6 protein-coding genes are annotated in these 8580 nt (G+C 56.7%); 1 reads left to right on the top strand and 5 read right to left on the bottom strand.

What is annotated here, in order from left to right:
- The 4 genes from AAAC48_RS09335 to rpsL form a co-directional block, all read right to left on the bottom strand.
- The coding region (locus tag AAAC48_RS09335; protein WP_244910400.1) for a GTP-binding protein at positions 1 to 127 on the bottom strand (127 nt) is incomplete at its 3' end.
- A gap of 65 nt (positions 128 to 192) precedes the next feature.
- Positions 193 to 2280: an elongation factor G gene (fusA, locus tag AAAC48_RS09330; RefSeq protein WP_340653915.1), complete on the bottom strand. Its 2088-nt coding sequence runs from the start codon at positions 2278 to 2280 to the stop codon at positions 193 to 195.
- Positions 2281 to 2313: 33 nt separating this feature from the next.
- Positions 2314 to 2784 (bottom strand): 30S ribosomal protein S7, encoded by a 471-nt coding sequence (rpsG, locus tag AAAC48_RS09325; RefSeq protein WP_105732683.1) that lies wholly within the window; start codon positions 2782 to 2784, stop codon positions 2314 to 2316.
- A 59-nt stretch (positions 2785 to 2843) separates the two neighbouring features.
- The gene (gene rpsL, locus AAAC48_RS09320; protein WP_008121760.1) at positions 2844 to 3215 is read right to left on the bottom strand and encodes a 30S ribosomal protein S12; all 372 of its coding nucleotides are present in this window, start codon (positions 3213 to 3215) and stop codon (positions 2844 to 2846) included.
- Between the two features lie 500 nt (positions 3216 to 3715).
- Between rpsL and AAAC48_RS09315 the strand changes: the two genes are divergently transcribed.
- Positions 3716 to 3997, top strand: a complete 282-nt coding sequence (locus tag AAAC48_RS09315) for a hypothetical protein (protein WP_340653914.1) — start codon at positions 3716 to 3718, stop codon at positions 3995 to 3997.
- Positions 3998 to 4225: 228 nt separating this feature from the next.
- Here AAAC48_RS09315 and rpoC read toward each other — a convergent pair whose 3' ends face one another.
- Positions 4226 to 8434: a DNA-directed RNA polymerase subunit beta' gene (gene rpoC, locus AAAC48_RS09310; protein ID WP_340653913.1), complete on the bottom strand. Its 4209-nt coding sequence runs from the start codon at positions 8432 to 8434 to the stop codon at positions 4226 to 4228.
- Between the last annotated feature and the right edge of the window lie 146 nt (positions 8435 to 8580).

The following is an 8580-nucleotide window of genomic DNA, read 5'->3' as shown; positions in this document are numbered from 1 at the left end:
CGTACGCCTTGTACTCTCCAAAATACTTCGTAATCGCTGCCGTCAACGACGTCTTGCCATGGTCAACGTGACCAATCGTGCCAATGTTGACGTGCGGCTTGTTACGTTCAAACTTGCTCTTAGCCATCTGAGCTCTCCGTTATTATGTTCGCCTGCTCAGGCTCAACTCAACTGTCACGCGCAACCGGTTGGTTACGCAAACTTCTTCTGAATTTCCTGTGCGACTGCTGTCGGAACAGGTTCATAGTGATCGAACTGCATCGTGTACTGTGCACGACCCTGGCTCATCGAACGCAGCGTGTTCACATAACCAAACATGTTGGCCAGCGGCACGTTTGCATTGACGACGGTCGCAATACCACGAGCTTCCGTGCCCGAGATCTGACCACGACGTGAGTTCAGATCGCCGATCACGTCACCGACGTAATCTTCAGGGGTTACAACCTCGACCTTCATGATCGGCTCAAGCAGCTGGGCACCGGCCTTCTGCGCACCTTCACGGAATGCAGCGCGAGCTGCGATTTCGAAGGCGAGAACCGAAGAGTCCACATCGTGGTAGGCACCGTCGATCAGCGTGGCTTTCACGCCGAGCATCGGGAAGCCTGCGAGCGGACCCGCACCCATGACGCTTTCGATACCCTTCTGCACGCCAGGAATATATTCCTTCGGAACAGCACCACCGACGATCTTCGACTCGAAGATGAAATCATCGCCATCATGCGGCTCGAAGATAACCTTGATGCGGGCGAACTGACCCGAACCGCCGGACTGCTTCTTGTGAGTGTAATCGATTTCAGCCTTGCGGGTGATCGATTCACGGTAGGCAACCTGCGGCTGACCAACATTCGCCTCAACCTTGAACTCGCGACGCATACGGTCAACGAGAATGTCGAGATGAAGTTCGCCCATGCCGGCGATGATCGTCTGACCGGATTCTTCGTCCGACTTGACGCGGAATGAAGGGTCTTCTGCAGCGAGACGGTTCAGGGCGATGCCCATCTTTTCCTGGTCGGCCTTGGTCTTCGGCTCGATCGCGATTTCGATAACCGGATCAGGGAATTCCATGCGTTCCAGGATAACCGGCTTCAACGGATCGCAGAGCGTGTCACCCGTTGTGGTTTCCTTGAGGCCTGCCAGCGCAACGATGTCACCGGCAAACGCTTCTTCAATGTCTTCACGCGAGTTGGAATGCATCTGCAGCATACGGCCGATACGTTCGCGCTTGTTCTTGACCGTGTTGTCGAGCGAAATGCCCTTGGTCAGCTTGCCGGAGTAGATGCGGCAGAATGTCAGCGAACCAACAAACGGGTCGTTCATGATCTTGAACGCCAGCATCGACAGCGGCTCGTCGTCCGAGGACTTGCGGGTCGTTTCGGTTTCGGTCTTCGGGTCGATGCCCTTGATCGCAGGAACGTCAACTGGCGAAGGCAGGTACTCAACGACACCGTCAAGAAGCGGCTGTACGCCCTTGTTCTTGAAAGCGGAACCGCAGAATACCGGATGGAAGTCAACGCGGCAGGTACCGACACGGATCAAATGGCGCAGCTTCTCATTGTCGGGCATGTTGCCTTCGAGATAGGCCTCCATAGCAGCTTCCTCGACCTCAACAGCGGTCTCGATCAGCTTTTCACGGAACTCTTCGGCACGGTCCTTCAGGTCAGCCGGGATCTCGACGACATCCCACTGTGCGCCGAGCTGTTCGTCGCGCCAGACCAGGGCCTTCATCTCGATCAGATCGATAACGCCCTTGAACTCGTTTTCAGCGCCGATCGGCAGCTGCATGACGAGCGCCTTGGCACCGAGACGGGTCTTGACCATATCGACGCAGCGATAGAAGTCGGCACCGGTCTTGTCCATCTTGTTGACGAAGATCATGCGCGGGACATGGTACTTCTCAGCCTGACGCCAGACGGTTTCGGTCTGCGGCTCAACACCGGCATTGGCATCGAGCAGTGCAATTGCACCATCGAGAACGCGCAGCGAACGCTCTACTTCAATCGTAAAGTCGACGTGGCCAGGCGTGTCGATGATGTTGAAACGGCGCATCTTGCCGTCACGACCCTTCCAGAACGTGGTGGTCGCAGCGGAAGTGATCGTGATGCCACGCTCCTGCTCCTGCTCCATCCAGTCCATGGTTGCGGCGCCATCGTGGACTTCACCGATCTTGTGCGACTTACCAGTGTAGTAAAGGATACGCTCGGTGGTCGTGGTCTTGCCGGCGTCGATGTGCGCCATGATACCGAAATTACGGTAGTCTTCGATTTTATATTCGCGGGCCATGATAGGGTGCCTTCAAGAATAGGGTTTCGACGATTACCAGCGGTAATGCGAGAATGCGCGGTTGGCTTCTGCCATGCGATGCGTGTCTTCACGCTTCTTCACGGCCGAGCCACGGTTGTTTGCAGCATCCAGCAGTTCACCGGACAGGCGATCGATCATTGTCGTCTCATTGCGGCCGCGGGCTGCATTGATGAGCCAACGGATAGCAAGAGCCTGACGGCGCTCCGGACGAACATCGACCGGAACCTGGTACGTTGCACCACCAACGCGGCGCGAACGCACTTCAACGTGCGGCGCGACGTTGTCGAGAGCTTGATGGAACAGGGCAACCGGCTCCTGCTTGCTCTTGGCTTCAACGGACTCAAGCGCACCGTAAACGATACGCTCAGCAATCGACTTCTTGCCATGATGCATGACTGCATTCATGAACTTGGTCAGAACGAGATCGCCGAACTTCGGATCCGGGTTGATCTCACGCTTTTCTGCACTATGGCGTCTGGACATATTCTCTGTCTCTTCGCTTCGTCGGGCTGGCCACTCGGTAGCTCAGCACCGGATAAATCTTACTTCGGACGCTTCGCACCGTACTTGGAACGGCGCTGCTTGCGGTTCTTGACGCCCTGGGTATCCAGAACACCACGGATGATGTGGTAACGAACACCCGGCAAATCCTTTACACGGCCGCCGCGGATCATCACGACAGAGTGCTCCTGAAGGTTGTGCCCCTCACCCGGAATATATCCGATGACTTCAAATCCGTTCGTCAGACGCACCTTGGCGACCTTACGCAGAGCCGAGTTCGGCTTCTTCGGGGTCGTCGTGTAGACGCGAGTGCAAACGCCGCGCTTCTGCGGGTTTTCCTGCAGAGCAGGTACTTTATTGCGCTTTACCGGCGCAGTGCGCGGCTTGCGGATCAGCTGGTTTACGGTAGGCATTCAACCTTCCCTCTTTGTAATGCGGTCGAAGCGCAAGCGCTTCAGCACAAATCTCGTATCTTCGCCCGTCAGGGCCGTTTCAGCGCCATGCTCATGCACGAATTCGGGCAAAAAAACCACCGCGAGGTGGCTTGCCCGAATAAAAGCAGAGGAAGCCCTATTGGCTTCATGCGAGCGGCAAATTGCATTTCGATCGTAAAACGAACCCTGTTTGAGATGAACTCCAGAGCGCGTCGCTCCGAAAGGGCCAATCTCACATCGGCTCAGATGGGCTGCTGATACTGTGTCGCCGGGCTCTCGTCAAGCCTGAACCCTAAATATTATTAAGGATTGCAGCGTTTGCAGGCGCTTTGTGGCCTGAATGAAAGATAGTTTCGCCGATGAGGCACGAATACAAGCAAAATTACAACTCTTGCACAGGGATTTCATGCGCTTCCGTGTTACGAAGCGTCAAAATACCCACTCTGCACCATTACACTCTGGGAATCGGGAATCATCCAATGCCATCAACCCCACTTGAGTCGAAACCGGTCCATCTGATTGTCGCAGATGTTTGGAAGAACAAGGAAGACGAGCCGCGCCAGGTGCATCTCCTGTTGAGGACGGACGATACCGACAATCTCGTCAACATCGCCCTGCAGATCCTTGCCAATGAAGGCTATGACGAAGCCGAACTCCTCGAGATCGGCACCTTGACGGAAGAACCCGAAGAGGAACCGCATCTGTCCGCCTACAAGAACGCCCTTACCGGCCAGGCAGCACTCATTGAGTTTAATGAGTAGCTATTCGTTTCCGCCAGTCGGAAACATTCGCTGCCAATCTGCGCGAACTTCATACGTACTTGCGCAAATTTCACACAACAACCGCTAATTCCTGCACAAGAACTGGTGATTCCTGGGCAAGTTTCTCCATCAGGAATAGCAATCTGGGTGTGCCAGGTTGAAGCCAGAAATGAAAAGGCCGCCCGGGATTTCTCCAGGGCGGCCTTTTGTTGATGTCAGCGGACCGGCTTATTCGGCCGGCTGGCCTGTCATATCGGTCAGCATCGGACCAGCCTTCGCAGCCGTTGCTCCCGACTCCTTGCGGCGCTCGTCGATGATCAACTCGTCTCTGGCTCCGGCAATGCGGCGGATCTGCTTGACCGTGCCGCCGGTACCTGCCGGGATCAGACGTCCAACGATGACGTTTTCCTTCAGGCCCTGCAGAGCATCCATCTTGCCGGCAACAGCGGCTTCCGTCAGGACGCGCGTTGTTTCCTGGAAGGACGCTGCCGAGATGAACGACGGCGTCTGCAGCGAGGCCTTGGTGATGCCGAGCAGCACCGGAGTGCCATAGCCTGGCTTCTTGCCATCCTCTTCAAGACGCTCGTTGATCTCGTCCAGTTCGATCCGGTCGACATGATCGCCTGCAATGAAGCCGGTGTCACCAGATTCGGTGATTTCGACCTTCTGCAACATCTGACGGACAATCACTTCAATGTGCTTGTCGTTGATCAGAACGCCCTGCAGACGATAGACTTCCTGGATCTCGTTGACGAGGTAGGAAGCCAGGGCCTCCACACCCTTGATCGCCAGGATGTCGTGCGGTGCCGGGTTGCCGTCGAGGATATAATCGCCCTTTTCAATGGCATCGCCATCCTGAAGATGGAAAGGCTTGCCCTTGGGGATCAGATATTCGACAGGCTCGAGCGTCTCGTCGTTCGGTTCGATGACGATGCGGCGCTTGTTCTTGTAGTCGCGGCCGAAACGAACCGTACCATCGATCTCGGCGATGATAGCATGGTCCTTCGGACGGCGGGCCTCGAACAGTTCCGCGACGCGCGGCAGACCACCGGTGATGTCCTTGGTCTTGGCGCTTTCCATCGGAATACGGGCAAGAACGTCACCCGCCTTCACATGGGAGCCCGGCTCGACCGAAAGGATCGATTCCACCGAAAGCTGGAAGCGAGCGTCGCCGCCCTTTGCCAGTTTCAGAACCTTGCCGGCCTTGTCCTTGACGACGATGGCAGGCTTCAGATCCGAACCGCGCGGGGTCGAACGCCAGTCGATAACCACGCGCTTGGTGATACCGGTGGATTCGTCCGTCGTTTCCGTAACCGAGAGACCGTCGACCATGTCTTCGAATTCGACATGACCTTCGACTTCCGTCATGACCGGGCGGGTATAAGGATCCCACTCGGCGATGCGCTGGCCGCGCTTAACACTATCGCCATCATCCACATAGATGCGCGAACCGTAGGTGACGCGGTGTGTCGCGCGTTCCTTGCCGGTGGCATCGAGAATGACAACAGCCATGTTGCGGCCCATGACCACCAGATGGCCATCGGAGTTGCGCACCACGTTACGGTTGCGGATCTGTACCTTACCTTCGTAGCTGGCTTCGAGGAACGACTGATCGACAACCTGCGCCGTACCACCAAGGTGGAACGTACGCATCGTCAACTGCGTGCCTGGCTCACCGATTGACTGAGCAGCGATAACGCCGACCGCTTCGCCCTGGTTGACCGGAGTACCACGGGCCAGATCGCGGCCGTAGCACTTGGCGCAGATGCCGCCACGGGTCTCACAGGTAAGAGCCGAACGGATGCGAATCGACTGGACGCCAGCCTTCTCAATGGCATCGACATCGAACTCGTCGATGATGTTGCCACCGGTGACAAGCACTTCACCCGAAACCGGATGTAGGATGTCTTCAAGCGCCGTACGGCCGAGAACACGCTGGCCGAGGGTCGCAACGACCTGTCCGGCATCAACGATCGGCTGCATGGTGAGGCCCGTTGTCGTGCCGCAATCCACCGAGATGACAATGCAATCCTGCGCGACGTCGACAAGACGGCGTGTCAGGTAACCGGAGTTAGCGGTCTTCAAGGCGGTGTCAGCGAGACCCTTACGGGCGCCATGGGTCGAGTTGAAGTACTCGTTCACGGTCAGACCTTCCTTAAAGTTCGAAATGATCGGGGTTTCGATGATTTCGCCCGAAGGCTTGGCCATCAGACCGCGCATACCGCCCAGCTGGCGCATCTGGTTCGGCGAACCACGAGCACCCGAGTGCGACATCATATAGATCGAGTTCATCTGCTTCTGGCGGCCAGTAACAGGATCGAACTCGACGGCCTTGATGCGCGCCATCATTTCGTCGGCGACCTTCTCGGTGCACTTGCCCCAGGCGTCAACGACCTTGTTATACTTCTCGCCCTGAGTGATCAGGCCGTCATTGTACTGCTGCTCGTAGTCGGTCGCCAAAGCTTCGGTTTCAGCAACCAGCTTCGCCTTGGTTTCCGGAATGACCATGTCGTCCTTGCCGAAGGAAATACCGGCGCGGCAGGCATGGCTGAAGCCGAGCTGCATGATGCGATCGCAGAAAATGACCGTCTCTTTCTGTCCGCAATGGCGATAGACCGTGTCGATCATCTTGGAGATGTTCTTCTTGGTCATTTCCTGGTTGCAGATGTCGAAAGGCACATTGTGGTGCTTCGGCAGCAGCTCACCGATGATCATGCGGCCAGGCGTCGTTTCGAAGATTTTCGACGTCGGCTTGCCGTCCGCATCAATACTCTTGAAGCGGCCCTTGATCTTGGTGTGCAGGGTCACAGCACCGCTGCCGATGGCATGGTGAAGTTCGCCCATGTCGGCAAAGGCCATGCCCTCGCCCGGCTCCTTGGCCGCAACGATCGACAGATAGTACAGGCCGAGAACCATATCCTGCGACGGAACGATAACCGGCAGACCGTTTGCAGGGTGCAGGATGTTGTTCGTCGACATCATCAGAACGCGGGCTTCAAGCTGCGCTTCCAGCGAAAGCGGGACGTGAACAGCCATCTGGTCACCGTCAAAGTCCGCATTGAACGCGGTACAAACGAGCGGATGCAGCTGGATTGCCTTGCCTTCGATCAGGGTGGGTTCGAATGCCTGGATACCAAGACGGTGCAGCGTCGGCGCACGGTTCAGGAGAACCGGATGCTCGCGAATGACCTCGTCGAGGATATCCCAGACTTCCGGCTTTTCCTTTTCAACCAGCTTCTTCGCCTGCTTGACGGTCGAGGAATAACCCTTGGCGTCGAGACGGGCATAGATAAATGGCTTGAACAGTTCGAGCGCCATCTTTTTCGGCAGACCGCACTGGTGCAGCTTCAGTTCCGGGCCGGTCACGATAACCGAACGGCCGGAATAGTCGACGCGCTTGCCGAGCAGGTTCTGACGGAAACGGCCCTGCTTGCCCTTGAGCATGTCGGAGAGCGACTTCAGCGGGCGCTTGTTGGCACCGGTGATGACACGGCCACGACGGCCATTGTCAAACAACGCATCAACCGACTCCTGAAGCATGCGCTTCTCGTTGCGGATGATGATGCCAGGAGCGCGCAGTTCGATCAGGCGCTTCAGACGGTTGTTACGGTTGATCACGCGGCGATAGAGGTCGTTGAGGTCGGACGTCGCGAAACGGCCGCCATCCAGCGGAACCAGCGGGCGCAGGTCCGGCGGAATGACCGGAACGATCTTCATGATCATCCATTCCGGACGGTTGCCCGATTCCAGGAAGTTCTCCACGATCTTCAGACGCTTCATCAGCTTCTTCTGCTTCAGATCCGAAGTGGTCTCGGCAAGCTCTGCACGCAGATCGCCGGCGATCTTCTCCAGATCCATCGAAGCCAGAAGCTCATGAATTGCTTCTGCACCGATCAGTGCAGTGAAGGCATCTTCACCATACTCATCGACCGCAATCATATATTCTTCTTCCGAAAGAAGCTGATGCTCCTTCAGGGCAGTCAGGCCTGGCTCGGTCACGATGTAGTTCTCGAAATAGAGAACGCGCTCGATGCCCTTGAGGGTCATGTCGAGCAATGTGCCGATACGGCTTGGCAGCGACTTCAGGAACCAAATGTGCGCAACCGGAGCTGCGAGTTCGATATGGCCCATGCGCTCACGGCGAACGCGTGACAGCGTGACTTCCACACCGCACTTTTCGCAGATGATGCCCTTGTACTTCATGCGCTTGTACTTGCCGCACAAGCATTCATAGTCCTTGATCGGCCCGAAGATCCGAGCACAGAAGAGACCATCCCGCTCCGGCTTGAAGGTGCGGTAGTTGATCGTCTCCGGCTTCTTGATCTCACCGTATGACCAGGACAGAATCTTCTCAGGGCTGGCGATCGAAATCCGGATGGAATCGAATGCCTGCACAGGCACCTGAGGATTGAAAAGATTCATGACCTCTTGGTTCATGCCGTTTCTCCATGGGGCAGAAAGTGCCCTCTGCTTGCGATGGGTGTCCGCCGCCGCGGTCCATCTAGATCAAATGCCGCTTCTGCAGCGGCTCGAAACAAACCGGTCGGGTGCGCAGCGGACTGCGCACCCTTCCCTTCTTACTC

It is taken from the genome of Phyllobacterium sp., from assembly GCF_037994405.1.
Lineage (GTDB): Bacteria > Pseudomonadota > Alphaproteobacteria > Rhizobiales > Rhizobiaceae > Phyllobacterium.
The sequence above is the reverse complement of the archived record's forward strand: the minus strand, read 5'-3'. Positions and strand labels throughout refer to the sequence as shown.